We start from the raw sequence: 25297 nt of genomic DNA, 5'->3' as shown, positions 1-25297 counted from the left end.
ATATATATTTTGTACAGGAAGGAGAGATTCATATATGCAGGCAGTTTCGAAAAAAAATACAATGGAAACACCGACGATATATCGAATACTATTTGCGATTAGCTTTGGTCATTTTTTAAATGACTCGATGCAAGCAGTTGTGCCGGCGTTGTTTCCTATTTTGGAAAAAACGATGAATTTATCCTATATGCAAGTAGGATGGATTGCGTTTGCATTAAATATGACGTCATCGATTATGCAGCCGGTTTTTGGTATGTATTCTGATAAGAAGCCGTCACCATTTTTATTACCGCTCGGTATGTTTTCGAGTATGCTTGGGATGATTGGACTTGCATTTGCACCGAACTTTATTATTGTTATTATTTCTGTTTTATTTATCGGATTAGGTTCCGCAGTCTTTCATCCAGAAGGGGCTCGAGTTGCATATATGGCAGCCGGTGCAAAACGAGGTTTAGCGCAAGCGATTTATCAAGTAGGAGGAAATACAGGGAATTCCTTAGCTCCTATTTTTACAGCGCTAATTTTCGTTCCGCTCGGCCAAATTGGTTCTTTAGGTTTTACAGCCTTTGCAGCAGTAGGAATTGTATTATTAATTTTCGTATCAAATTGGTATAGAAATGAATTAGCAACTGGCGCTGTGAGAAGAAAAAAGAGGGCTGCGCTTGAGGCGGAAAATGCGATTGTAAGTACACATATTAAATTTGTTATTCTACTTCTTGTTTTTCTTACTTTTGTACGTTCTTGGTACGGTGCTGGTATAGGGAATTTTTATCAATTTTACTTAATTGAGCATTACGGTTTATCTATAAAAGATGCCCAGTATTTCGTATTCGCATTTATGATTGCCGGTGTATTAGGAACTTTCTTTGGTGGACCGTTAGCAGATCGATTTGGAAAGAAAACAATTATTGTATTTTCAATGCTAGGTTCGGCGCCACTTGCCCTTTTATTACCTCACGTTTCGCTCATGTGGGTCGTACCGCTATTTTTATGTATCGGTTTTATTAGTTCAAGTAGTTTTAGTGTAATTGTTGTTTATGCGCAAGAGCTTGTTCCTGGAAAAGTAGGGATGGTATCTGGATTAATTGTAGGGCTTGCGTTTGGACTCGGAGCTTTAGGATCTGTAGTACTTGGGAAATTGGCTGACATATATAGTCTACAATTCATTATGTTACTATGTAGTTGTCTACCATTAATTGGACTTACTTCTTGGTTATTACCAAGTGATAAGAAAACGATAGAATAGGGGATGCACTATGAAATTATGTGAAAATGTTACAGAATTAATAGGAGATACACCTGTCGTCCGATTATCTAAATTTATTCCAGAAGACGCAGCGGATGTGTATGTAAAACTAGAAATGTTTAATCCATCACGTAGTGTGAAAGACCGCGCTGCCTATAATTTACTGCACGTTGCAGAAGAGAATGGTCTCATCAAACCAGGAGATACAATTATTGAACCGACAAGCGGAAATACAGGAATAGGCTTAGCAATGAATGCAGCTGCGAAAGGGTATAAAGCAATTTTAATTATGCCAGACAATATGTCAAAAGAGCGTATAAATTTATTGAAAGCATACGGAGCGGAAGTAGTTTTAACACCGGCAGAACAAAGAATGCCAGGAGCAATTGCGAAGGCATTAGAACTGCAAAAGCAAATTCCAAATAGTTTTATTCCGCAACAATTTGAAAATCCAGCAAACCCGAATATTCATCGTTATACGACTGCACTTGAAATTTATGAACAAATGGATGGCGAGCTTGATGCATTCGTAGCAACGGCTGGAACTGGTGGAACTATTACAGGTACTGGGGAAACGTTAAAAGAGAAGCTACCAAACTTATATATTGCAGTAGTAGAACCGAAAGGATCTCCCGTTTTATCAGGCGGTGTTCCAGGTCCTCATAAACTAGTAGGAACAAGTCCAGGGTTTATCCCGAAAAACTTAAATACAGAAGTGTATAACGAAATTATTCAAATTGCAGACGAAGAGGCTTTAACGACAATGAGAAACTTAGCTAGACAAGAAGGTTTATTAGTTGGGCCATCGTCTGGAGCATCTGTTTACGCAGCAATTATGATAGCGAAACGTCTAGGCGCAGGTAAAAAAGTTTTATGTATTGCACCTGATACAGGAGAACGTTATTTGAGTATGGGATTATTTGAATGAAATTGATAGAAACAGCTTAATCGTGAAATTGTCACGATTAAGCTGTTTGTTTTAGGTTGTAAAGAGGGGGAGAATGACAATGAAACTATTAAAACCAACAAATGAATATAGCGAACAAATTATAGAGTATCGGGAGGCATTTTTACATACGGATGAAAAACCACATGGTAGTAGTTCTTTACAAAATTTTGATTCTCTCGATAAATGGTTTGAAAAAGTGAGTATACAAGAAGTGGAAGAAAACTTACAAGGTAATCGAGTACCGTCTAGTCAATTTTTAAGTTTTGAAAAAGGGGAACTTATAGGTTTTGTGAATATTAGACATAGATTAAACCAAGAATTATTACTGGAAAGCGGTCATATCGGTTATAGTGTACATCCAAATAAACGTCGTCAAGGTTACGCTACGAAACAACTACAACTTGCATTAGATGAAGCACAAAAGTTAGGGTTACAGAAAGTGTTAATAACTTGCGATAAAGTTAATATCGCTTCGGCTAAAACGATTCAAAAGGTTGGCGGTATGTTAGAAGATGAAGTAGTTTCTGTTCATACGGGGGAAATTGTTCAGCGTTATTGGATAGAAATATGATTTAGTGGGATATTGAAAAGGGAATACAATGCATAATATCGAAATAGATAAATAAAAAGGTAACTGTGTACTGCAATTATAGGGGGAAATGAAGTGGGATTAAAAGAGAAAGCGATAGAAATGTCGGAGATTTATAGGAGAAATCCGAAAGTAGAGACTATTATTTTAGCGGGTTCAGTAGCTAGAAAACTAGAAGATGAACATTCAGATATAGAATTGCATATTTTATGGTCAATGCCACCAGAGGATGAGGATCGCAAAGGGCCAATTAACTATATTGGTGGAACAATTTTGTCATATCACCCTTACGAGGAAGAAGAATGGTCGGAAACGTATTTGACAAAAGAGGGAATTAAATTAGAGATTAGTAACTTTTTAACTGGAACTGTAGAGAAAGTTATTTCGGATGTGGTGGATCAATATGATATAAGTTATGAAAAACAATGTATCGTATCATCCGTTCATGATGGTGTTAGTTTGTATGGAGAAGAGAAAGTACATGAATTAAAAGATAGAGTGGTGGCATATCCAGAAGACCTAGCGAAACGGATGATTTCAGAAAATCTTTGGTTAAGTAATCGCTGGCATAATCGAGAGGCGCTTTTAAAACGAAAAGACTGGCTTATGTTATATGATGTTATTTGTGAAGTGCAAAGAAATATATTTGGGGTCTTATTTGGTTTGAATAAAATGTATGTACATCATCCGGCATTTAAATGGATGCCACATAATGTGGAACGAATGATTATTAAGCCTGAAAATCTATACGAGCGTATGGCAAATACGTTAATAGGGAAACCGGAGTATAGTGTACAGGAGTTAGAAGTGTTAATTGAAGAGCTATTACATTTAGTACAACAATATGCTCCAGAATTACATATTACTGAACAACAAAAACGTATACAATATGCGAAGTAAAAAAGAAGGGATGTAACAATGAGTTACCTCCCTTCTTTTTATTTGACTAATTTACCTAGTATGGGTAATCGTTGAAGTCTATCACCGAGAATATGTGAAGCAAGTCCGCTCGTTAGGACGAATAAAAGATAAACAATCCCTCCTACAGCGCCGCATATAAAGACAATGAGAAGTGATTCCATATAGGATTGTCCAGGAATCATCCATTTTAAAATCGCTTTTAATGCAATTACAACAGCAGACATTGCAGCGGAGTAAATTGTAATAAGAAGTACTGTTTTTGCTGTCTCACCAATTTTAAATTTCGCAAACTTAATGATGCAGTACAACATAATAACATTGGAAACGAGGTATCCAAGAATTGTTCCAAGTACAGCACCGTGTCCGCCAAATAAATGTAAGAGCGGTGTATTTACTAAAACTTTAACGAGAATACCGACTGAGAAAGCGATCATCGTTTTTCTTTGATAATCGATTCCTTGTAATATAGCTGCTGAAACTGTGAAAATCGCACTTAATATAGCAGAAGGTGCAAATGAAATTAAATATTGTGATCCCCCAAGTGCAATTTCAGGATTTACATAAACCATACGGAAGGCATCGTAAGCGATGCTAGCAAGACCGAATGCAGCTGGGATAGTGAAGAATAATAAGACTTGAAATATCTTTGCAATTTGTTCTTGTAGTTCTTCTAGTTTCCCGCTTGTATACGATTTCGTTATAGCCGGAATGATCGTTAATGAGAATCCAGTTGCAAGAGAAGCTGGAATCATAATTAACTTTTGGGCATAGTTCGTTATATAAGCGAAAACTGCATTCGCTGTTTCTAACGGCTCGCCCATCGCCCTAAGGACATCAGCTACAGTATATTGATCTACTAACGTGTAGAGTGGAATTGCAATGCCGACAAATACAATTGGGATTGCATATCGAAGTAATTCCATATAAATATTTTTTAATGGAATATTCGATGCCCTTGACTTTAATTCTCCTTCGGGAGGCTTTAATCCATTATATTTTTTCCAGTACAGCATTAAAATCGAAACGCTGGCAAGCGCTCCGATAACAGCGCCAAACGTAGCAACTGCAACAGAAGAGGCGACTGCCCCCCCTAATAGTTTTGAAACGATAAAACTACCAACTAAAATGAAAACCACGCGCGCAATTTGTTCTACGACTTGAGAAACGGCACTTGGTTTCATATGTTGAAAACCTTGGAAATAGCCACGTGTAACACTCATAGCTGGTACGATAATAAGTGCGAAACTTAATGCTCGCATCGTAAGTGTTACGTCGGCGATAAATTGTGGATCTGGCGTTTTCGAGCGAATAATAAATTGTGATATGTATGGTGCTCCAATAAATAAAGTTAAAAACCCTAAAAAGCCCATAAACAACATTAATTTTACGCTAGAGTTGTATAATTTTTTGCTTGTACTATAATCACCGAGCGCATTATGCTTTGCAACAAATTTGGAAACAGCAATAGGAATACCAGCTGTTGAAAAGCTTAATAAAATACCGTACCAAGAGTATGCATATCCATATAAAGCGACCCCTTGTGTTCCGACTAATAGTTGAAAAGGGAAGAAGTATATAAAACCTAATATACGTGAAATCATTGTTGCACCACTTAATAAAGCAGTACCTTTTAAAACTTTTGAAGTAGACAAAATTCTTTCCTCCTACTCGTGCTGTCTTGCATTTATCGTATACTACTATAAACCTGTTAGAGAAGTTAATATAGTATGGAACATAAATATTCTAATATTATTCATTTAAAAGTCATATTTTACATTTTTTAAATAGAATGTAATACATAAAAATTCAAAATATAAGTTGACACTATTTTTAATGTGTGATAAAAATGATAGTAATCAATTCGGAAAATAATATTTGGGCAATGAAAGGGTATAGTAGTGAATATCTCCCTATTTCAGAGAGCTGATGGTTGGTGTGAATCAGTATATAGATTATTCATGAAGTTCGTCCTGGAGCATCTTTCATAAATCTCATATTTTGAGGAAATGAAAGACGGTAGTTTATACCGTTATCAAATAAAGTGGTGAAGATTGTTTCACAACTAGGGTGGTACCGCGATATTTATCGTCCCTACGTATTTACGTAGGGACGTTTTTTGTTTAGTTCCTAACTTTGTTGTGGCTTCATAACTAGGGTGGTACCGCGATAATTTATCGTCCCTACGTATTTGCGTAGGGACGTTTTTTATTTAGGTCCTAACTTTGTTGTATCTTCATAACTAGGGTGGTACCGCGATATTTTTGTCGTCCCTACGTATTTACGTAGGGGCGTTTTTTTATTATTAGGGAGGAAGTGAACGTATTAGAAAAGAGTATTGATAGAACAATATAAATACTGAACTGAAACAAAGAAAAAGAGACAGAGAGGAGATTAACAAATGAATTCACAGCAATGGACATCGAAATTAGGTTTCGTATTAGCTGCAGCAGGTTCAGCAATTGGTCTTGGGGCGATTTGGAAATTCCCATATATGGCCGGCATCGGAGGGGGCGGGGCGTTCTTCCTTATTTTCATCGGTTTCACATTATTAATTGGTTTACCGCTATTACTAGCTGAATTCGTTATTGGAAGAAGTACACAAAAAGAGGCTGTTGATGCATATAGAGAAATCGCACCAAAAACATTATGGCCATGGCTAGGGAAATTAGGGATTGTAACTTGTTTCATATTACTTTCTTTCTACAGTGTTGTAGGAGGCTGGATTTTATTATACTTATGGAATGCAATTACAGGTAGACTATGGGAAGGAAATGGGGCATACGAAGCTACGTTTGGTGAAATCATTTCCAATCCGTATTTAGCAGTTGGATCACAGCTATTATTCATCCTTATTACTATTTTCATCGTAAGTAAAGGTGTACAAAATGGTGTTGAAAAAGTAAATAAATATTTCATGCCAGCATTATTCGTTTTATTCTTTGTTTTAATCGTTCGTGCACTTACGTTAGATGGTGCTGGAGAGGGAGTTCGTTTCTTCTTACAACCTGACTTCTCAAACGTAACATCAGAAGTCATTTTATATGCAATGGGACAATCGTTCTTCTCGTTATCTGTCGGGGTAGCCGTTATGGTAACATATAGTTCTTACTTACCGAAAGAAGAAAGTTTACCGCGTTCAGCATTTTCTATCGTAGCTTTAACGCTTGTTATTACATTACTTGCAGGGCTTGCAATTTTCCCAGTAGTGTTCGCATTTGGAATGGAACCATCTCAAGGGCCGGGGCTATTATTTATCGTATTACCTGCTATTTTCAGTAAAATGGCATTCGGAAAATTATTCTTCATCGTTTTCTTATTACTATTCTTCTTTGCTACTATTACATCAGCAATTTCGATGTTAGAAATTAGCGTTGCATCTTTAACTGCAAAAGGAAAAGGGAAACGTGAAAAAATGGCTTTAATCGTAGGATTATTAATCTTCGTTGTTGGAGTACCATCAGCATTATCATTTGGTATATTAAGTGATCTGAAGATTTTCGGAAAGACAGTCTTTGATTTAGCGGATTATGCAGTGAGTAACGTACTAATGCCACTTGGTGTTTTATTAGTTTCCATCTTTGTTCCTTTAAAAATGAAGAAAGATGTATTAATGAAAGAGCTTGGTGTAAGTAAAAATAAAGGCTATAAACTGTTCGTATTATGGTTATTCTTACTTCGCTTTATCGCACCAATTGCGATTATTATCGTATTCTTAAATGTACTTGGCATTATTTAAAAAGAAAGGTAGCGTATCGCTCTATGATACGCTACCTTTTTACTTTGCTCTTTTTTGGAGTTCGTTTACTGTTACGAACTGATAGCCCTTCTTAGATAATGAGTCTAAAATACCTTCAATGGTCTGTAAATTTTCATTAGACTCATCGTACATAGAGTGTAATAAAATGATAGAACCTGGTTGTACATTTTTATTAACATATTCAATTTTATCAGCAGCAGATTTATAAAAAGTATCAGGTTCAAGGTCCCATGTGATTGTTTCGATATTATTTTTATTTAAATAATAGGGCAGACCAATTAGCTTTTTTCCGTTAGGTGGTCTAAAATCAATTTCGCCTGTATATCCTGTTTGGCGGATTAATGAATTCGTTTTTTCTATTTCTTCTTTAATAAAAGAAGGTGTTTTAAAAACCATTCTGTTATGAGAATATGTATGGTTTCCAACTTGGTGTCCAGATTGTACGATAGATTCTCCTAACGATAGGTTTTTTTCTAATTCATTTCCGATTAAAAAGAAAGTAGCTTTTGCATTGTATGTATCTAGTAGCGGTAATATTTGTTTTACATTGTTCGTAGGACCATCATCAAAAGTTAAAGCAATCACTTTTTCATTTGTTTCTAATCGGTTTGTTAAATTTCCAAACAATTGAAAACTTCTTGCGTTCATCAATTTGTATGTTCCAAATAATGCTACAGTAATAATGAATAATGTAACGATTGTAATAATTATTTTCTTTTTCATAAAGCAACCTCACTATATTTTTGAATTGGACTAAAAAGTATTATATCAAACTAAGTAATTTCATGCTTTAAAAAGGATGTGGATGCAAGGGGGAGGAATTTATCATATAATAAAATGCAAAAGGTATATTAGGAGGTGTTTATATGGCGATTACAATTCAATTGCCGGACACTGCAGCGTCTCATGCAAAGCCAAGTATGGAAATGGCGATACTTTGCGTGAGGTAGACAAGTAATATACAATCGCCTAAATGAGCTCGTATCATTTTTTATATTTGGCTTTGCACCTTATTGAAATGAACCATAAAAAATAAGGGGCGAGCAGAAATGAAATACGTTAAAGCTGCGACAGTTTTACCAGAAAGTTTAATTACTGAAATTCAAAAGTATATACAAGGTGAAACAATTTACATTCCAAAACAAGAAACGAAACATTATAAATGGGGTACACGATCTGGAGGAAGAAAACAATTAGATGAAAGAAATAAAGCTATTAAAGAAGCGTTTAAAAGCGGAATTTCCATTCATCAACTTGCGGAGGAGCATTTTCTTTCCGGAGAAACGATTAAAAAGATCGTGTATTCTAAATGAAAATAAAAGAGTCTAGTTCAATTATTAAATTGAACTAGACTCTTTTTTTGCTTTGTATCTATTGGATATATTGCGTATGAATGGACAAAATAATAGAAAAATGTGTCGTTTTTTTACTAAATAGAATATAGAACATTTGAGTGAAAAGCAGAAAGGTGAGCATTTATGAATCATATTGGACAAATAACGATAGAGCTTTTAATTGGTTTCTTTGTTCTATTAATTGCTACAAAAATACTAGGGAAAACACAAATATCTCAGCTAACCCCCTTTGATTTTATTTCAGCTATCGTCCTTGGTGAGCTCGTTGGAAATTCAATATATGATCCTAAAATTAAAGTGTGGTCTATTTTATATTCAGTATTTGTTTGGGTAATTTTAATTTATTCAATAGAAGTGATAACACAAAAAATAAGAGGAACAAGAAGGTTTTTTGAAGGGTATCCTTCAATTATTATCCGTAATGGAAAAATTGACCGAGAACAATTAAGTTCAAATCATTTAGATATTAATCAATTACAACAAATGCTTAGGCAGCAAAAAGATATTTTTTCAATTCGAGAAGTTGAATATATGATTTTGGAACCTAACGGAAACATAAGCGTTCTGAAAAAGAGCAAATATGAATCTCCTACTATAAATGATTTAAGTTTAAAACATAAGCCTGTATACTTACCAATTTCATTAATTAGTGATGGAAAAGTAGTGAAAGATAATTTGAGGGAAGCTGGTTTTGATGAAGGATGGCTGTATAAGCAAATAAAGCAAAGAGGGATTACTAAATTTGAGGATGTATTATATGCTGAATGGAAAACAGACGATGGTTTCTTTTGTCAGGAAATGGAGCGGTAAAATATAATCGATGTATGTAATATTCGTTTCTAAGTTATCTTTTACATATCAAAAAGCTGAATCATTGTATACAATAAGACTAGATCAACAATTTGTATGGAGTGATAAAGATGGAAGCTTTTATTAGAAGTGATCAATATAATTTTATAAAATCACAAGCTTATATTTTAGCAAATGGGCACGCAACGGCAAATGATAGAGGTGTAATTCAAGCGTTAAAATCACTAGCGATTGAAAAGATAATACATGTATTTGAGAATTTAACGGATGAACAGAAAGAGTTAATTGATACCGTATTAACAGTTCAAAATAGAGAAGATGCAGAATCGTTTTTACTGAAAATAAATCCGTATGTCATTCCGTTTCAGGAAGTTACAGCGCAAACATTAAAAAAATTATTCCCTAAAGCGAAAAAATTAAAACTTCCTGATATGGAAGAACTGAACATGAAAGAATTATCTTATTTAAGCTGGATTGATAAAGGGTCAAGCAGGAAATTTATTATAGCGAAAAATGATAAAAATAAGTTTGTTGGTCTGCAAGGAACGTTCCAAAGTTTAAATAAAAAGAGCATTTGTTCATTATGTCATGGACATGAAGAAGTAGGAATGTTTTTAGTTGAAATTAAAGGTGATATACAAGGAACGTTCGTTAAAAAGGGAAACTATATTTGCAAAGATGGTGTAGCTTGTAATCAGAATATGAAATCACTTGATAAATTGAACGATTTTATTGAACGATTGAAGAAATAAAGAAGGAACCTCTAGTATTTAAACTGGAGGTTTTTATTTTTTGAAGAAGTAGTAATAGGCTTCTTTTGTAGCTGTAAATTTATAAAAAAAGTCGGGTCATTTATAATGAAATTAGATAAAAAATATCTATTTGGATACATTTGCTTATATGCAAGGAGGTAAAACATGAATTACATTTCACCGAAAGAAGAAATGTTAAAAGTGAAACGGTGGCCTAAAGATACGATAGCGGCAGGTCGTGGTCATACAGTTGCTCTTAAATCGGATGGCACAGTTGTGGCAGTGGGGCGAAATAAAGAAGGAGAATGCAATGTAAGCGGTTGGTGTGATATTGAAGCAGTCGCAGTGGGCAATGTTCATATGGCGACGAACACGGGTAATGCTCATACAATCGCTCTTAAAAGTGATAATACTGTGGAAGCGGTGGGATGGAATAAGCATGATCAATGTGATGTAAACGACTGGCATAATATTGTATCGGTTGCGGCGGGGTGGCGTCGTACCATTGGCCTTAAACCGGATGGCACAGTAGTAGCAGTGGGGCGAAATAAAGAAGGAGAATGTAATATAAGTAGCTGGAGAGATATTGTGGTGGTCACGGCGGGTGACTGGCATACAGTTGGTCTTAAAATGGACGGAACAGTGACGACTGTGGGGAATAATCGATATGGCCAATGCAATGTAAGTGGATGGCGTGGTATGGTGGAGTTGACGGCAGGTTATCTTCATACTGTTGGTTTGAAATCGGATGGCAAAGTGATGGCAGTGGGTAATAATAAACTTGGTCAATGCGATGTAGGCAGCTGGAAAGATATTATGGCAATAGCGGCTGGTACGAATCATACAATCGGACTTAAATCAGACGGTACCGTGGTGGCAGTCGGCTGGAATGAGTATGGTCAATGTAATGTAAGCGATTGGCGTGATATTGTAGCGATAGCGGCGGGTTGTGCGCATACGGTCGGTCTGAAATTAGATGGCACGGTGGTAGCAGTAGGTGATAATACATACGGTCAATGCGATGTAGGTAGCTGGCGTAACATCCGATTGCCTAGCAAATAGTTAATTCACAACAAATCACTAGTAATATTATTCTATTTTAGGAGTAATTATGGAATAGGATATGTAGATAAGAACCCCTTTTTAAAAGAGGTTCTTATTCTTTTTCCATAAAATGAGTGTCTAAATGGAATTTTTGAACAAACTTTATTTCAAAGCTACAGTAGAAAGTATAAATTACAAATAAAGCATAGGAGAGCTGAAGAAATGCTTAAAAAGTTTTTGCTTTCTTTACCGGATGTTTTACTTGTATGCATTGTTATCTACATAACATACACAACTACTTTTAGTTTTGTACAGATGTTAGTAATTTCAATTGCAATCGGAATCGTCGGTGGTCTTGTTATAAAAATTTGTAAGGATGTATTCACGTATATAAGGTGGACAATTAAACAGAGGAAATCTTGAATATGTTGTATTTCTATTAGGAGGAGAGGAAATGAATAAGAAAAAGAGTAGAGTGAAAAATGAAATCGCACTTTGGACATTGACAGCGGTTGTTATCATCATTGTATGGTACTTTTTTCAAAGATAAAAATGCATCGTACTTAAAAGGTACGATGCATTTTTATTATTTTTTTTGCCAATTTTCTTTTATAAAGTCTTCACGGCCAGATTCTTTTTGCTCAGTAGCATATTTCTCCGGATTTTTTTTATAAAAATGTTGATGGTATTCTTCAGCCTCATAAAAAGGTGCAGCCGGGCGAATTTCAGTTACAATTGGCTCTTTAAACATACCGCTTTCTGCAAGAGCTTGTTTTGATTTTTCAGCAAGCTCTTTTTGCGTTTCATTATGATAAAAAATAGCAGTGCGATAAGAGGGACCGCGGTCAAAGAATTGTCCGCCATCATCAGTTGGATCGATTTGTGGCCAATATAAATCTAGTAATTTTTCATATGGAAAAATAGAAGGATCGAATGTAATTTGTACAACTTCTAAATGACCAGATGTACCAGCTTTTACTTGTTCATATGTTGGGTTTTCTACATGACCACCTGCATAGCCAGAAAGTACTTTATGAATACCAGGAAGTTCATCAAATGGCTTTACCATGCACCAAAAGCAACCGCCTGCGAAGGTTGCGAGTTCGTATGTTTTTTTGGACATTGTTGTAATCCTCCTAAATATATATGTTTTATATAGTATTATACAATCTTTTTTATTACGCAATAAAAAAGATTTAGAAGTAAAGGAAAATTGAAATATATTTCTTTATAAAGTCTTTAAAATTCCTTCAAAGTTTCTTTTTTTCTGAGTGTTATGATGTAAATCGAAGTGAAGATGTGAGGTGATAGGCAATGAATTCACGTATGAAAATTAATAGTTTACAACAAAAAATGAAAGAGAGACTAATATGAAAAAGGAATTTATACAAAGCGATTTAAGAAATATATTGATTGCGGCATGCTTACTATTAGGGTTAGTTATTTTTGGATATTTTTTAATAAATAATTACCCAGGTACAAATGAAAAAAAGAAGTTAACAGATGCAACATCTACTTCAGAATCAATTACATCTATTGCTAATTCAGATGCCAAAAAAAGGGTTACAAAAACTTTTAATATTACGGCGAAAGTAGCAAGTTTAGATTTGGGAGATGGGAAAAAGGTAGATGCATGGACCTTTGATGGAACATCACCGGGTACTCAAATTCGAGTTAAACAAGGTGAACGTATTGTTGTAAATTTGAAAAATGAATTGCCAGAACCAGTTACAATCCATTGGCACGGATTAGATGTTCCTGCGGCGGTAGACGGTGTTCCAGGTGTTACGCAAAATGCTATAAAACCAGGTGAAACATATACATACGCATTTAATGCTGATCAGGTGGGGACATATTGGTATCATTCACATCAAAAAAGTGCAATACAAACGGAGCGGGGACTATTTGGAACCATCGTTATTGAACCGAATAAACCAGCTGTAAAATATGAAAAGGATTATACAGTGGCGATCCATGAATGGAAAACAGGAGCCATAAAAACCCGTAAGCATAATGGCGAACAAGATAAAGATTGGGATAGCTACCCTAGCAATCATATTCGAAATGAAAAGGCGCAAACTTTAGAAGGCCCGTTAATGATGCCAAGTAATGATCAACTCAAAGATTTATCTGATGGAGATGATTACGATGTATTTACATTAAATGATACAAGTGAGGGACTACGATTGGATGCAAAACCAGGTGAAACAGTACGCCTTCGCTTAATTAATGCTGGGAATAATACGCATTTAATGACATTAGTTGGGGCGCCATTTCAAATTATCGCATTAGATGGTCGTGATATAAAAGGTGGGGACGAGCTAGATAAAGCAATTCTTCCGATGGGAGCTGCACAACGTTATGACCTTGTTTTTAAAATGCCGGAAACAACGAGTGTAAAACTTATTAATGTGGATCCATCTAAGAAAATGAATCGAATGTTAACGGCGACTATTGGGAACGGTTCTTTGCCGAAAAAACCTATTGATATAAAGAGTTATCCATGGTTTGATTTTACGAAATATGGAGAAAAAGAAGTTGGCAAGTTTACGATAGATTCAAAGTTTACAAAGGTCTATGATATGGATTTGGCAGAAGGTGTGAAAGATGTAAATGGACAAGAAAAATGGGTGTATACGATTAATGGAAAGACATCACCTGACATTCCACCCATTAAAGTAGAGAAAGGAGATAAAGTTAAGATTCGCTTTAAAAATAAGGGAGAAGAAATTCATCCAATGCACTTGCATGGACATACATTCCAAGTTATTTCTAAAAATGGTAAACCAATGGAGGGAAGTCCGATTTACTTAGATACAGTTAATGTTTTTCCGGGAGAAGAATATGAAATTGCTTTAGAGGCAAATAATAGTGGACTATGGATGGTTCATTGTCATCATCTCGTTCATGCGGAAAAAGGAATGCATACGATGATGAATTATGAGGGGGTAACTACTCCATTTTCTACCGGAGATCACTCAGGTAATCATCCAGAATAATAATACGGAGGTTTTCATGCTTTATAGAATGATAGTATTTATTTTAACAAGTGTAAGTATATTTTTATTTTCTCATAGTAGTGTATTTGCTCATACAAGTGTTGTAGGAGCCACCCCTAAAGAGGGGGAGGTTCTTACAGTACAACCGGAACAGATTATTCTTGAATTTAGTGAACCAGTTACAGGAAATGTAGTCAATATTGAACTGCTAGATCCAAGTGCAAAGAGAGTGCAAGTATCAAAGGTTGAAATATTAGATAACCCAACAAAAATAAAAGTGAAATTACCAAACTTAAATAATGGTACTTACACAGTAAGGTGGTCTATGATTTCTGCAGACGGACATCCGAGTGAGGGCAGCTATCCCTTTTCAATTGGAGAAGAAGTACAAACTAATGTAGTGGTAGAGGGAAATGCGAGTGGGAGTGGCTCAGTATTTTCAGATGTTATGATAGTAACACTACGCTATATTGTAGAGGGAATGATTTTAATTGGAGCAGGAGTAAAGTGGCTCGATATGTTTGTTAAACGTTATAGATTACCGTGCATATTGCAAAGAATGAAGAATATGAAAAAGATTTTCTTCTCTATACTTGTAGTAGGATTAATAGCTGAATTAATAGTATATAAGTCAGTTATTCCGAAGGGAAGTTTACTTATTCATTCGCCATTTTCAGTTATTATTATGATTCAACTGCTATTATTAGTTCTTATGTCTTTGCAACATATGGGGAACGAATGGTATGCGCTAGTTTGGGGATTTCTTGTTGCGAGTTTTTCTTTCACAGGTCATGTATGGATTACTAATCCAAATTGGGCAGCAGTTATAATTAGAATGGTCCATGTTATGAGTATTGCAGTGTGGCTAGGAGCACTTATTTATTTAGTTCTTGTTATAGCGTGGACAACATTATACAAAATTACATTTGATCAAAAGCGTTTCCGTAAACATTTTAGCATTATTGCTGGTATTTCATTTATTCTAGCATTTCTTTCTGGGGAATTAATTGTGTTTCTACAGACAAGGAATTGGGTACTTTTTAATTTAAATTCAATATGGACGAACCTTTTAAATATAAAGATTCTTACTGTATGTATAATTACAATTGTAGCATGGAGACAAACGAAAACATGGGGTATCGATATTGGAACAGTTAATCGCCGTTTATTGCTCTTAGAAATTGTTCTAGCTATACTCGTATTGTTAGCTGGTATTTGGATGAGTCAAGTTTCGTTTCCGGTGAATTCTGTAACAAGCTAAAATTATAATGTTCATAGGAGTTCTGTAATGTCAATCCGTATTAGATTGCTGTTGTCGTATGTTGCGATGGTAATTATTCCAATCGTTTTTTGCGGTATAGCAGTTATGTTAATTAGTGTTACTTTATTTGGTGATATTCGTATTGCAAAAGCAATCATTGGTCTTAATCAAAATAGTCATTCTCTCATTGATAAAGAGCAGGAGGGAGCTATTCGTACAAAAGAAGATGAAGATGATATTTTCAGTAGGTTGAAAATTCTTTCATCGTATGCTCCAGATAAATTGGAGGATATAAATTTTTTAAAGGAAACTGATAAAGAATTAAACGATAATCAAGCAGGATTACTAATTCGAAAAAATGATGAGCTTACATATTCATCCCCATATTTTAAAATCTCTTCTTTTGATAAATACCTACCCGCATTTGAAACGGAAGGACAAAGAAAGGGAATGGATGTGAAAATAGAGGGTAATTCTTTTTACTATAAGCAATTTGATTACTACGATGAAGAGAAGGATAAGGTCAGTATTTTTGTATTTGAGTATGTAAATCCTTTAGAAGAAATGATTAGAGAATTTTTCCCGTATTTCGTATTCTCTTTAATACTTGGGTTAATTATTACGAATGGAATATTAACATATTTTATATCACGGAGTATTATTAAACCATTGCATTCATTAAAGCAGGCAACGGAAAGAATTCAAAAGGGTGATTTAGATTTTCAAGTAAAGCCACTTGCGAAAGATGAAATAGGTGAATTAAGTTTATCGTTTGAAGAGATGCGTGGCAGATTGAAGGAATCGGTCGAGTTGCAAATGCAATATGAAAAGAATCGTAAAGAGTTGCTTTCAAATATTTCTCATGATTTACGGACGCCAATAACGGCTATTAAAGGTTATGTACAAGGAATTAAAGAAGGTATCGCTCGAACTCCAGAACAATTAGATAAATATTTAACGATTATTTATCATAAAGTGTTTGATATGGATCAATTAATTGACGAGCTTTTTCTCTTTTCAAAACTTGATTTGAAAGAGGAACCATTTCAATTTGAAGAGGTTGAAATTAACCAATACTTATCTGATTGCATAGAAGAACTACAGCTTGAATTGCAAGATAAGGGAATTACAGTGAGATGGGATACTCAAAAGGATACTTCTATTTTGGTAAAAGGTGATCGTGAAAAATTACGTCGTGTTATTACAAATATCATTTGGAATAGTGTGAAGTATATGGATAAAGAAGAAGGATATATAGGAATTCGCATGACCGAATCTATTGATTATGTAACGATTTACATAAAAGATAATGGGGTAGGAATAGAAGAGAAGGCGTTGCCTCATATATTTGAAAGGTTTTATCGTGCAGATCATTCTAGAAATTCTAAAACAGGTGGAAGCGGACTTGGTTTGTCAATTGCACATCAGATTATCACACAACATGGTGGTGATATTTGGGTAGAAAGCAAAAAAGGTAAAGGAACGACGCTGGCATTTACATTACAAAAAATCAATTAGAAAAAGGAGAGCATCTTGAAAAGAATTTTAATTATTGAAGATGAAGCTATTATAGCAGAGTTAGAAAAGGATTATTTAGAGGTTGCTGGGTATACAGTAGATATTGATTACTCTGGCGAAAAAGGGTTACAAAGAGTTCTGCTGGAGGATTATGACTTGTTAATTTTAGACATAATGTTACCGGGAATAGATGGATATGAAATTTGTAAACAAGTTCGATTGGAAAAGGACATACCAATACTTATGGTGTCCGCAAAACAAGAGGAAATTGATAAAATTAAAGGGTTAGGTTTTGGAGCAGATGATTATATTATAAAACCGTTTAGCCCGAGTGAAATGGTGGCACGTGTAAATGCTCATCTAGCTCGTTATGATCGTTTAACAGGAAAACGAGAACAAATAAAAGATGAAATTCGTATTCGAGGATTACTTATTGATAAATCGGCCCGACGTGTATTTGTAAATGGAACTGAAATCATGTTAACAGGAAAAGAATTTGATTTATTAACTTGTATGGCAGAACATCCAAATCAAGTATTTAGTAAAGATCGTCTCTTTGAAACTGTATGGGGGATGGATGTAATTGGTGATGCAGCAACGGTTGCTGTCCATGTGAAAAATATTCGTCACAAAATTGAACTCGATCCATTTGATAAATCATATATCGAAACAATTTGGGGAGTAGGGTATCGTTTTACACAGTGAAAAAGGCCAGCAAAAATGCTGGCTTTTTTTGCGTAAGTAGATTAAGAAATTACAAACAAGATCCTCCGCTCACATCAATTAATTGTCCAGTAACCCAGCGGCTGTCTGGAGAAGCGAGAAATGCCGCGGTATCGGCAATATCTTCTACTTCACCTAAGCGATTAAAAGCGGAAATGGTAGTGGCATACTGTTTCATCATTGGATCGCTCAAGAGTTCTGCATTCATATCGGTTTTAATAAATCCAGGAAGTATTGCATTCACTGTTATTCCTTGTGCTCCGAGCTGTTTTGCTAGCGTGAAAGTCATCGTATTAATAGCGCCTTTCGTCATACTATATGCAACGAAATCAGGTAAAGAAATACGAGTGGCAGCGGATGAAATATTAATAATTCGGCTATTGTCACGTAAACGAGATAGAGCTTGTTGGATGATAAAGAATGGTGCTTTTGCATTAACAGAAACCATTCTATCAAAAAATTGTTCAGTCGTTTCTTCAATAAAAGCACCAGGACCAATTCCAGCGTTGTTTATTAAAATATCAAATTTAGTACTACCAGTTCTTTTTTGTAATTCGCTATCTAAAGAACTATAAAGGGTTTCTACACCATGTAAAGATTCAAGGTTTGCACCGATAGAAAAAGCTGATCCGCCATTTGATTGAATTTCATAAACAGTTTCTTCAGCATCTTCTTTTCGATTTCCGTAATGAATAGCAACTAATGCACCGTCGTTCGCTAAACGTTTTGCAATAGCACGTCCAATTCCTCGGCTTGCTCCTGTAACTAATGCCACTTTTCCTTTTAACATAGTTTTCTCATCTCCTCAAAAAAATTTTTATGTTATTAAGTTGTTTTTCTTTATGTAGTAATGCGAACATACTTAAGTAATATATGAGTATGTGTAAGAAGTTCATTCCGATTTTGTTTTGAGAAAAAATAAATAGACTTCTCTTGAATTGATTGAATTTTATTTTTTTTTGGAAAAACATGTTGACAATGAAAAGAACAACGTCCTATAATACGTTTAACAAATAAAAGTTAATTAAGAATCTTTCAACTTTATATGTTACATATGCAAAGAAGAGGAAAGTAGATGGTTATGATCGTTTCAGAGAGCTGCTCCTAGGCTGTGAGAGTAGTAACAATCGAATCATTGAATATCACCTCGGAGCATCGCTTGCGAAAGGGAAACTGAGTAGAGGGCGACGGCATCGTCTCCGGTAAAAGGACGGGGGTCTAATTGGACCTACAAAGCTTATATTTCGCGAGAAGTATAAGGAAGCTGAGTGGTACCGCGAAACTCTCGCCTCAGCAATCAAAGCTACTAAATTGTAGTAGTTGATTGCTGAGGCGAGAGTTTTTATTTTAAAAAATAGAATACGATAATGCGTAGAAGAGGAGAGTAAATGAAGAAAATTGTTTCAGAGAGCTGCCCAGAAGCTGTGAGGGTGGTAACAATTTCATCATTGAAAATCACCTCGGAGTACTACTTTTGAAAACTAGTAAAAAGTAGCGGAGTTGTTTCCGATAGAAAAACAAAAGTCTAATTGGACTTGCAGAGCTTATATTTCGTGAGAAGTGTAAGGAAGCTGAGTGGTACCACGATTCCCTCGTCTCAGCAATGGATTGCTACAAGTATGTATGTAATCGATTGTTGAGACGAGTATATTTTTAAGGTTTATATACTGAATATTCTGTTAAAACAACTCATCTCAGCAATCGATATAGAAATAGATTGCAAAAATAGAGAGAAAAAAGAGGAGCGATGTGAGATGGGAAACCAGTATATTTATATGAATGGGGAATTTGTAGAAAAAGAAAAGGCAGTTGTTTCAGTATATGATCACGGTTTTTTATACGGAGATGGTGTATTTGAAGGGATTCGTAGTTACGGTGGAAATGTATTTTGTTTAAAAGAACATGTAAAACGATTATACGAATCGGCAAAATCTATTTTACTTACAATCCCACTGACAGTTAACGAAATGGAAGAAGCAGTTTTACAAACATTGCAAAAAAATGAATATGCTGATGCCTACATTCGATTAATTGTTTCAAGGGGAAAAGGTGACTTAGGGCTCGACCCTAGAAGTTGTGTGAAACCGAGCGTTATTATCATTGCAGAACAATTAAAGTTATTCCCACAGGAATTTTACGATAATGGACTAAGCGTTGTATCTGTTGCATCGAGACGTAATACGCCAGATGCATTAGATCCACGTATTAAGTCAATGAACTATTTAAATAACGTACTTGTGAAAATTGAAGCGGCACAAGCAGGAGTGTTAGAGGCCCTTATGTTAAATCAACAAGGATATGTTTGTGAAGGATCTGGAGACAATGTTTTCGTTGTGAAAGATGGAAAAGTGTTAACACCTCCTTCTTACTTAGGGGCGCTAGAAGGTATTACGAGAAATAGTGTTATCGAGCTATGTGAACGACTTAATATTCCATGTGAGGAAAGGCCATTTACTCGCCATGACGTATATGTAGCAGATGAAGTGTTTTTAACAGGAACGGCAGCAGAATTAATTCCAGTTGTAAAAGTTGATTCAAGAGAGATTGGAGATGGAAAACCAGGAAGTGTAACGAAACAATTGACAGAGGAATTTAAAAAGTTAACGAGAGAAAGAGGAGTACGTGTTCCAGGACTGGCGGAGAGCTTACTGTAGGTAGGGGAGAGGAGTTAATTAAAATGGAACAACATACAACACGTGAGAAATTACAGTGTGAAGATGTGACAGGTGCCGGACATGTTATTCAATGCTTGAAAAAAATAGGTGTAACGACTGTTTTCGGTTATCCAGGCGGAGCGATTTTGCCAGTGTACGACGCGTTATATGGAAGTGGTTTGAAGCACGTTTTAACTCGTCATGAACAAGCTGCCATTCATGCGGCAGAAGGATATGCGAGAGCTTCTGGAAAGGTCGGGTTAGTCTTTGCTACCTCTGGCCCAGGGGCGACAAATTTAGTTACGGGTTTAGCAGATGCTTATATGGATTCGATTCCTTTAGTTGTCATTACAGGGCAAGTTGCAAAACCTCTCATCGGAAAAGATGGATTTCAAGAAGCAGATGTTGTCGGGATTACAGTACCTGTTACGAAGCATAATTACCAAGTTCGTGATGTGAATCATTTATCACGCATTGTACAAGAAGCTTTTTACATCGCCGAAAGCGGGCGACCAGGACCAGTATTAATTGATATTCCAAAAGATGTTCAAAATGAAAATGTAACAAGTTTTTATAATGAAGTAATTGAGATTCCAGGGTACAAATTAGAGCCTATGCCAGACGGTAGGAAGCTTAAAGAGGTAGCTAAAGCAATTTCCGAAGCAAAACGTCCCCTTCTTTATATTGGAGGAGGGATCATTCATTCGGGTGGTTCTGATGAACTTATTCAGTTTGCGAGGGAAAATCGTATTCCTGTCGTTTCCACTTTAATGGGACTTGGTGCATATCCGCCGGGAGATTCGTTATTTTTAGGAATGCTCGGCATGCATGGAACGTACGCTGCAAATATGGCAGTAACAGAATGTGATTTATTACTTGCGTTAGGTGTTCGCTTTGATGATCGTGTAACAGGAAAATTAGAACTCTTTTCTCCGCATTCAAAAAAGGTACATATTGATATAGATCCTTCGGAGTTCCATAAAAATGTAACTGTGGAATATCCGATTGTTGGAGATGTGAAAAAAGCGTTACATATGTTGTTACATATGCCAATTCGTACACAAACAAATGAATGGCTTACGAAAATAGAGGAATGGAAAGCGGAATATCCTCTTTCCTACAATCAAAAAGAATGTGAGTTAAAACCACAGCATGTTATTAGTCTAGTAAGTGAATTAACGAATGGTGAAGCGATTGTTACGACAGAAGTAGGACAGCATCAAATGTGGGCTGCTCATTTTTATAAAGCGAAAAACCCACGGACGTTTCTAACATCTGGCGGACTAGGAACGATGGGATTTGGTTTCCCAGCGGCAGTTGGTGCTCAGCTTGCGAAAGAAGAAGAACTCGTCATTTGTATTGGGGGCGATGCTTCTTTTCAAATGAACATTCAAGAATTACAAACAATTGCTGAAAATAATATTCCTGTAAAAGTATTTATTATAAATAATAAATTTTTAGGGATGGTAAGGCAATGGCAAGAGATGTTTTATGAAAATCGTTTATCAGAGTCAAAAATCGGATCACCAGATTTTGTGAAAGTGGCAGAAGCTTATGGAGTGAAGGGATTAAGGGCGACAAATTCAACAGAGGCGAAACAAGTGATGTTAGAAGCATTTGCTCATGATGGTCCTGTCGTAGTTGATTTTTGTGTAGAAGAAGGTGAAAACGTATTTCCGATGGTTCCGCCAAACAAAGGGAATAACGAAATGATTATGAAGAGGTGGGAAGAATGAGTCATACTTTTTCACTCGTTATTCATAACGAGCCAAGCGTCTTATTACGTATAAGTGGGATTTTTGCTCGGCGTGGTTATTATATTTCTTCTTTACATTTAAACGAAAGAGATACTAGTGGCGTTTCTGAAATGAAACTCACAGCAGTTTGTACTGAAAATGAAGCGACATTACTTGTCGGTCAGTTGAAAAAATTAATTGATGTACTGCAAGTAAATAAATTATAAGGAGTGTATGGAATATGAAAACGTATTATGAGAAAGATGCAAAATTAGAGTTATTACAAGGGAAAACAGTTGCGGTAATTGGTTATGGATCTCAAGGTCATGCACAGGCGCAAAATTTACGTGATTCTGGTGTGGAAGTTGTAGTCGGTGTTCGACCTGGTAAGTCTTTTGAAGTAGCAAAAGCAGATGGGTTTGAAGTAATGTCTGTTTCAGAAGCGGTTCGAACCGCGCAAGTTGTACAAATGCTATTACCGGATGAACAGCAAGCACATGTGTATAGAGCAGAAGTAGAAGAGAATCTCCGTGAAGGACAAATGTTACTTTTCTCACATGGATTTAATATTCACTTCGGACAAATTAATCCGCCAAGTTACGTAGATGTAGCAATGGTCGCGCCAAAAAGTCCAGGTCATCTCGTTCGCCGTGTATTTCAAGAAGGAAATGGTGTTCCGGCATTAGTCGCTGTACATCAAGATGCAACAGGCACGGCATTAAGTGTAGCGCTTGCGTATGCAAAAGGTGTAGGTTGTACACGTGCAGGTGTAATTGAAACGACATTCCAAGAAGAAACAGAAACAGATTTGTTTGGTGAGCAAGCGGTACTTTGCGGCGGGGTAACTGCACTTGTGAAAGCTGGTTTTGAAACGTTAACAGAAGGCGGATATCGTCCTGAAATTGCATACTTTGAATGTTTGCATGAATTAAAGTTAATTGTTGATTTAATGTACGAAGGTGGTTTAACGAACATGCGCCATTCTATTTCAGATACGGCTGAGTTTGGAGATTATGTAACAGGATCGAGAATTGTTACAGATGAAACGAAGAAAGAAATGAAACGTGTTCTTACAGAAATTCAGCAAGGTGAATTCGCGAAGAAATGGATTTTAGAAAATCAAGCTGGGCGTCCAACGTATAATGCCATGAAAAAAGCAGAGAAAAATCATCAGTTAGAAAAAGTGGGGGCAGAGCTTCGTGAAATGATGAGCTGGATTCATGCACCGAAAGAATTAGTAAAGAAATAGAGAAAGAGATTGTAAGTGAAAAATACGTAAGAGGGGATTTGACAAGATGAGAAGTGACATGATTAAAAAAGGTTTTGATAAAGCACCGCACCGTAGTTTATTAAAAGCAACTGGTTTGAAAGATGAAGATTTTGATAAACCGTTTATAGCTATCTGTAATTCTTTTATTGAAATTATTCCAGGTCATAAGCACTTAAATGAGTTTGGAAAACTTGTTAAAGAAGCAGTGCGTGCAGCAGGTATGGTTCCATTTGAATTTAATACAATTGGAGTAGATGACGGTATTGCGATGGGGCATATCGGTATGCGTTATTCGCTTCCGAGTCGTGAAATCATTGCAGATTCAGTAGAAACGGTTGTAAATGCACATTGGTTTGATGGCATGATTTGTATTCCAAACTGTGACAAAATTACCCCCGGTATGATGATGGCTGCACTTCGTATTAACATTCCAACTGTTTTTGTTTCAGGTGGACCGATGGCAGCTGGGAAGACTTCTAAAGGGGAGGTTGTCGATTTAAGTTCTGTTTTCGAAGGAGTAGGAGCTTATCAATCTGGGAAAATTTCAGAAGAAGAATTAAAGGATATTGAAGATCATGGCTGTCCATCTTGTGGTTCTTGTTCTGGTATGTTTACAGCGAACTCTATGAACTGTTTATGTGAAGTATTAGGTTTAGCTCTTCCTGGTAACGGAAGTATTTTAGCTATTGATCCAAGACGTGAAGAATTAATTAAACAAGCAGCAGAGAAATTAAAGATTTTAATTGAAAGAGATATTAAACCGAGAGACATTGTAACGGAAGAAGCAATTGATGATGCGTTCGCGCTTGATATGGCGATGGGCGGTTCAACAAATACAGTGTTGCACACATTGGCGCTCGCACAAGAAGCGGGTTTAGATTACGATATGAACCGCATTGATGCCGTTTCAAGACGTGTACCACATTTATGTAAAGTAAGTCCTGCCTCCAATTGGCATATGGAGGATATTGATCGAGCAGGCGGAATTAGTGCAATTTTGAAAGAGATGAGCCGAAAAGAAGGGGTGCTTCATTTAGACCGTATTACTGCTACTGGGCAAACATTAAGAGAAAACATTGCTCATGCAGAGATTAAAGATAGGGAAGTTATTTATTCTCTCGAAAACCCTCATAGTGAAGAAGGGGGATTACGTATATTAAAAGGAAACCTTGCGAAAGATGGGGCAGTTATTAAAAGTGGGGCAACAGAAGTAAAACGATTTGAAGGACCTTGCGTTATTTTTAATTCACAAGATGAGGCACTTGCGGGCATTATGCTTGGAAAGGTTAAGAAAGGCGATGTAGTTGTTATTCGCTATGAAGGACCAAGAGGCGGTCCTGGTATGCCAGAAATGTTAGCACCAACGTCAGCGATTGCTGGTATGGGATTAGGTGCAGATGTTGCGCTATTAACGGATGGACGTTTTTCTGGAGCTTCACGTGGTATTTCGGTAGGACATATTTCGCCAGAAGCAGCTGCGGGGGGAACGATTGCACTTCTCAAGCAAGGGGATATCGTTTGTATCGATGTTGAGGAAAGATTGTTAGAAGTAAGAGTTAGTGATGAAGAATTAGATCAGCGTAAAAAAGAATGGAAACGACCAGAACCGAAAGTGAAAACTGGCTGGCTTGGGCGTTATGCACAAATGGTAACATCGGCGAATACAGGTGCAGTTCTAAAAATCCCGGATTTTGATTGAGCCAATTTAAAAGA

The 25297-nt window shown here is 36.1% G+C and carries 23 protein-coding genes and 3 other annotated features; of the genes, 19 read left to right on the top strand and 4 right to left on the bottom strand.

Features of this window, described 5'->3' with window-relative positions; genetic code table 11:
- Positions 1-34: 34 nt before the first annotated feature.
- The 4 genes from CER22_RS10060 to CER22_RS10045 all read left to right on the top strand — a co-directional run bounded on the left by CER22_RS10060 (position 35) and on the right by CER22_RS10045 (position 3684).
- Positions 35-1246: an MFS transporter gene (locus CER22_RS10060; RefSeq protein ID WP_088608693.1), complete on the top strand. Its 1212-nt coding sequence runs from the start codon at positions 35-37 to the stop codon at positions 1244-1246.
- Between the two features lie 10 nt (positions 1247-1256).
- A complete protein-coding gene (gene cysK, locus CER22_RS10055) occupies positions 1257-2174 on the top strand; it encodes a cysteine synthase A (protein WP_000762271.1) in 918 nt (305 codons plus the stop codon).
- Positions 2175-2253: 79 nt separating this feature from the next.
- Complete coding sequence (locus CER22_RS10050; protein WP_087983247.1) at positions 2254-2766, top strand: GNAT family N-acetyltransferase; 513 nt, start codon at positions 2254-2256, stop codon at positions 2764-2766.
- A gap of 93 nt (positions 2767-2859) precedes the next feature.
- A complete protein-coding gene (locus CER22_RS10045; RefSeq protein WP_088608692.1) occupies positions 2860-3684 on the top strand; it encodes a DUF4037 domain-containing protein in 825 nt (274 codons plus the stop codon).
- Between the two features lie 38 nt (positions 3685-3722).
- Here the strand turns inward: CER22_RS10045 and CER22_RS10040 are convergent, their stop codons facing one another.
- The gene (locus CER22_RS10040) at positions 3723-5357 is read right to left on the bottom strand and encodes a putative polysaccharide biosynthesis protein (RefSeq protein WP_048543297.1); all 1635 of its coding nucleotides are present in this window, start codon (positions 5355-5357) and stop codon (positions 3723-3725) included.
- 221 nt (positions 5358-5578) lie between these two features.
- Positions 5579-5801, top strand: a binding site (T-box leader).
- 302 nt (positions 5802-6103) lie between these two features.
- Here CER22_RS10040 and CER22_RS10035 point away from each other — a divergent pair.
- Positions 6104-7441, top strand: coding sequence for a sodium-dependent transporter (locus tag CER22_RS10035; protein ID WP_001088193.1), 1338 nt, complete (start codon positions 6104-6106; stop codon positions 7439-7441).
- Between the two features lie 39 nt (positions 7442-7480).
- Here the strand turns inward: CER22_RS10035 and CER22_RS10030 are convergent, their stop codons facing one another.
- Complete coding sequence (locus tag CER22_RS10030; protein WP_088608691.1) at positions 7481-8185, bottom strand: polysaccharide deacetylase family protein; 705 nt, start codon at positions 8183-8185, stop codon at positions 7481-7483.
- A 326-nt stretch (positions 8186-8511) separates the two neighbouring features.
- Between CER22_RS10030 and CER22_RS10025 the strand changes: the two genes are divergently transcribed.
- The 5 genes from CER22_RS10025 (at position 8512) to CER22_RS10000 (ending at position 11846) form a co-directional block, all read left to right on the top strand.
- The gene (locus CER22_RS10025; RefSeq protein WP_000878309.1) at positions 8512-8775 is read left to right on the top strand and encodes a CD3324 family protein; all 264 of its coding nucleotides are present in this window, start codon (positions 8512-8514) and stop codon (positions 8773-8775) included.
- Positions 8776-8940: 165 nt separating this feature from the next.
- Complete coding sequence (locus tag CER22_RS10020) at positions 8941-9627, top strand: DUF421 domain-containing protein (RefSeq protein WP_088062986.1); 687 nt, start codon at positions 8941-8943, stop codon at positions 9625-9627.
- 110 nt (positions 9628-9737) lie between these two features.
- Positions 9738-10379 carry a FusB/FusC family EF-G-binding protein gene (locus tag CER22_RS10010; RefSeq protein ID WP_088608690.1) on the top strand — a complete coding sequence of 214 codons (642 nt, stop codon included), beginning with the start codon at positions 9738-9740 and terminating at the stop codon, positions 10377-10379.
- 165 nt (positions 10380-10544) lie between these two features.
- Positions 10545-11441, top strand: a complete 897-nt coding sequence (locus CER22_RS10005; protein ID WP_088608689.1) for an RCC1 domain-containing protein — start codon at positions 10545-10547, stop codon at positions 11439-11441.
- A 204-nt stretch (positions 11442-11645) separates the two neighbouring features.
- The gene (locus tag CER22_RS10000) at positions 11646-11846 is read left to right on the top strand and encodes a hypothetical protein (protein ID WP_088062987.1); all 201 of its coding nucleotides are present in this window, start codon (positions 11646-11648) and stop codon (positions 11844-11846) included.
- 163 nt (positions 11847-12009) lie between these two features.
- On the opposite strand, the gene msrA is transcribed toward CER22_RS10000, so the two are convergent.
- Positions 12010-12546 (bottom strand): peptide-methionine (S)-S-oxide reductase MsrA, encoded by a 537-nt coding sequence (gene msrA / locus CER22_RS09990; RefSeq protein WP_088608687.1) that lies wholly within the window; start codon positions 12544-12546, stop codon positions 12010-12012.
- Positions 12547-12793: 247 nt separating this feature from the next.
- Here msrA and CER22_RS09985 point away from each other — a divergent pair, with 247 nt between their 5' ends.
- From CER22_RS09985 to CER22_RS09970, 4 genes are read left to right on the top strand one after another with little or no spacing between them, the layout of a single operon-like run.
- Positions 12794-14422 carry a multicopper oxidase family protein gene (locus CER22_RS09985; RefSeq protein WP_088057877.1) on the top strand — a complete coding sequence of 543 codons (1629 nt, stop codon included), beginning with the start codon at positions 12794-12796 and terminating at the stop codon, positions 14420-14422.
- Positions 14423-14438: 16 nt separating this feature from the next.
- Entirely contained in the window at positions 14439-15683 is a 1245-nt protein-coding gene (locus tag CER22_RS09980) for a copper resistance CopC/CopD family protein (RefSeq protein ID WP_088608686.1), read from the top strand.
- A gap of 27 nt (positions 15684-15710) precedes the next feature.
- Positions 15711-17201 (top strand): sensor histidine kinase, encoded by a 1491-nt coding sequence (locus tag CER22_RS09975; RefSeq protein ID WP_088608685.1) that lies wholly within the window; start codon positions 15711-15713, stop codon positions 17199-17201.
- 15 nt (positions 17202-17216) lie between these two features.
- On the top strand, positions 17217-17906 hold the full coding sequence (locus CER22_RS09970; RefSeq protein WP_075310075.1) for a response regulator transcription factor: 690 nt from the start codon (positions 17217-17219) through the stop codon (positions 17904-17906).
- Positions 17907-17955: 49 nt separating this feature from the next.
- Here the strand turns inward: CER22_RS09970 and CER22_RS09965 are convergent, their stop codons facing one another.
- Positions 17956-18714, bottom strand: coding sequence for an SDR family oxidoreductase (locus tag CER22_RS09965; protein ID WP_088608684.1), 759 nt, complete (start codon positions 18712-18714; stop codon positions 17956-17958).
- 260 nt (positions 18715-18974) lie between these two features.
- Positions 18975-19220 (top strand) — a binding site (T-box leader).
- Positions 19221-19287: 67 nt separating this feature from the next.
- Positions 19288-19527, top strand: a binding site (T-box leader).
- A 151-nt stretch (positions 19528-19678) separates the two neighbouring features.
- Between CER22_RS09965 and ilvE the strand changes: the two genes are divergently transcribed.
- Genes ilvE through ilvD form a run of 5 tightly spaced genes read left to right on the top strand, consistent with a single transcriptional unit; the run spans position 19679 to position 25283 of the window.
- Complete coding sequence (ilvE, locus tag CER22_RS09960) at positions 19679-20578, top strand: branched-chain-amino-acid transaminase (protein ID WP_000528141.1); 900 nt, start codon at positions 19679-19681, stop codon at positions 20576-20578.
- 23 nt (positions 20579-20601) lie between these two features.
- Positions 20602-22314 (top strand): acetolactate synthase large subunit, encoded by a 1713-nt coding sequence (gene ilvB, locus CER22_RS09955; RefSeq protein ID WP_088608683.1) that lies wholly within the window; start codon positions 20602-20604, stop codon positions 22312-22314.
- Positions 22311-22541, top strand: a complete 231-nt coding sequence (locus CER22_RS09950) for an ACT domain-containing protein (RefSeq protein WP_000019914.1) — start codon at positions 22311-22313, stop codon at positions 22539-22541. Before ilvB ends, CER22_RS09950 begins: the two co-directional genes overlap by 4 nt.
- Positions 22542-22555: 14 nt before the next feature.
- Positions 22556-23563, top strand: coding sequence for a ketol-acid reductoisomerase (ilvC, locus tag CER22_RS09945; protein ID WP_088608682.1), 1008 nt, complete (start codon positions 22556-22558; stop codon positions 23561-23563).
- Between the two features lie 46 nt (positions 23564-23609).
- On the top strand, positions 23610-25283 hold the full coding sequence (gene ilvD, locus CER22_RS09940) for a dihydroxy-acid dehydratase (RefSeq protein WP_088608681.1): 1674 nt from the start codon (positions 23610-23612) through the stop codon (positions 25281-25283).
- Positions 25284-25297 lie beyond the last annotated feature (14 nt).

The organism is Bacillus sp. K2I17 (assembly GCF_002209985.1).
In the GTDB taxonomy this organism is placed as follows: Bacteria; Bacillota; Bacilli; order Bacillales; family Bacillaceae_G; genus Bacillus_A; species Bacillus_A wiedmannii.
The sequence above is the reverse complement of the archived record's forward strand: the minus strand, read 5'-3'. Positions and strand labels throughout refer to the sequence as shown.

Coding starts and splice junctions, on each gene's coding strand:
- CER22_RS10060 (WP_088608693.1), top strand. CDS start 35: ATGCAGGCAGTTTCGAAAAAAAATACAATGGAAACACCGACGATATAT.
- cysK (WP_000762271.1), top strand. CDS start 1,257: ATGAAATTATGTGAAAATGTTACAGAATTAATAGGAGATACACCTGTC.
- CER22_RS10050 (WP_087983247.1), top strand. CDS start 2,254: ATGAAACTATTAAAACCAACAAATGAATATAGCGAACAAATTATAGAG.
- CER22_RS10035 (WP_001088193.1), top strand. CDS start 6,104: ATGAATTCACAGCAATGGACATCGAAATTAGGTTTCGTATTAGCTGCA.
- CER22_RS10030 (WP_088608691.1), bottom strand. CDS start 8,185: ATGAAAAAGAAAATAATTATTACAATCGTTACATTATTCATTATTACT.
- CER22_RS10025 (WP_000878309.1), top strand. CDS start 8,512: ATGAAATACGTTAAAGCTGCGACAGTTTTACCAGAAAGTTTAATTACT.
- CER22_RS10020 (WP_088062986.1), top strand. CDS start 8,941: ATGAATCATATTGGACAAATAACGATAGAGCTTTTAATTGGTTTCTTT.
- CER22_RS10010 (WP_088608690.1), top strand. CDS start 9,738: ATGGAAGCTTTTATTAGAAGTGATCAATATAATTTTATAAAATCACAA.
- CER22_RS10005 (WP_088608689.1), top strand. CDS start 10,545: ATGAATTACATTTCACCGAAAGAAGAAATGTTAAAAGTGAAACGGTGG.
- CER22_RS10000 (WP_088062987.1), top strand. CDS start 11,646: ATGCTTAAAAAGTTTTTGCTTTCTTTACCGGATGTTTTACTTGTATGC.
- msrA (WP_088608687.1), bottom strand. CDS start 12,546: ATGTCCAAAAAAACATACGAACTCGCAACCTTCGCAGGCGGTTGCTTT.
- CER22_RS09985 (WP_088057877.1), top strand. CDS start 12,794: ATGAAAAAGGAATTTATACAAAGCGATTTAAGAAATATATTGATTGCG.
- CER22_RS09980 (WP_088608686.1), top strand. CDS start 14,439: ATGCTTTATAGAATGATAGTATTTATTTTAACAAGTGTAAGTATATTT.
- CER22_RS09975 (WP_088608685.1), top strand. CDS start 15,711: ATGTCAATCCGTATTAGATTGCTGTTGTCGTATGTTGCGATGGTAATT.
- CER22_RS09965 (WP_088608684.1), bottom strand. CDS start 18,714: ATGTTAAAAGGAAAAGTGGCATTAGTTACAGGAGCAAGCCGAGGAATT.
- ilvE (WP_000528141.1), top strand. CDS start 19,679: ATGGGAAACCAGTATATTTATATGAATGGGGAATTTGTAGAAAAAGAA.
- ilvB (WP_088608683.1), top strand. CDS start 20,602: ATGGAACAACATACAACACGTGAGAAATTACAGTGTGAAGATGTGACA.
- CER22_RS09950 (WP_000019914.1), top strand. CDS start 22,311: ATGAGTCATACTTTTTCACTCGTTATTCATAACGAGCCAAGCGTCTTA.
- ilvC (WP_088608682.1), top strand. CDS start 22,556: ATGAAAACGTATTATGAGAAAGATGCAAAATTAGAGTTATTACAAGGG.
- ilvD (WP_088608681.1), top strand. CDS start 23,610: ATGAGAAGTGACATGATTAAAAAAGGTTTTGATAAAGCACCGCACCGT.